This window comes from Lysobacter sp. TAB13 (assembly GCF_052113885.1).
In the GTDB taxonomy this organism is placed as follows: domain Bacteria; phylum Pseudomonadota; class Gammaproteobacteria; order Xanthomonadales; family Xanthomonadaceae; genus Lysobacter; species Lysobacter gummosus.
Genome location: NZ_JBFRDR010000233.1, coordinates 1 through 431, shown reverse-complemented (window position 1 = coordinate 431; position 431 = coordinate 1). Strand labels below are relative to the sequence as shown.

Sequence of the window (431 nt, the reverse complement as noted above, 5' to 3'; positions counted from 1 at the left end):
GGTCAGCTCCTCCGCAGAGATCTGCGAGGTCACGGACGAGGCCAGCATCAGCAGCACGAACTGGCTGGTCAGCGCGGGATAGACCTTCTCGGTGGCCGGCAGCAGGATGACGTGCCAGTAGATCTGGAAGCGCGAGAGGGCGAGGCCCTCGGCCGCCTCGATCTGGCCGGTGGGGATGGACTCGAAGCCTGCGCGCATGATTTCGGCGGTATAGGCGCCGACATTGATCGCCAGCGCGGTCGCCGCGACGGAGAAGGCCGAGAACTTGAAGCCGATGCTGGCGAGGCCGAAATAGACAAGGAAGATCTGGACCAGCAGCGGCGTATTGCGGATCGCCTCGACATAGAGCGTGCAGGCCCTGGCGATCAGGCGGTTTCCGCTGTTGCGGCCGACGGCGCAGAACGTGCCGATGATCGCGCCGAAGACAATCG

The 431-nt window shown here is 64.7% G+C and carries 1 protein-coding gene; it reads right to left on the bottom strand.

Annotation, left to right across the window (positions count from 1 at the left end):
- A partial coding sequence (locus AB4Y92_RS25965) for an amino acid ABC transporter permease (protein ID WP_441822240.1) occupies window positions 1-431 on the bottom strand: 431 nt, incomplete at both ends.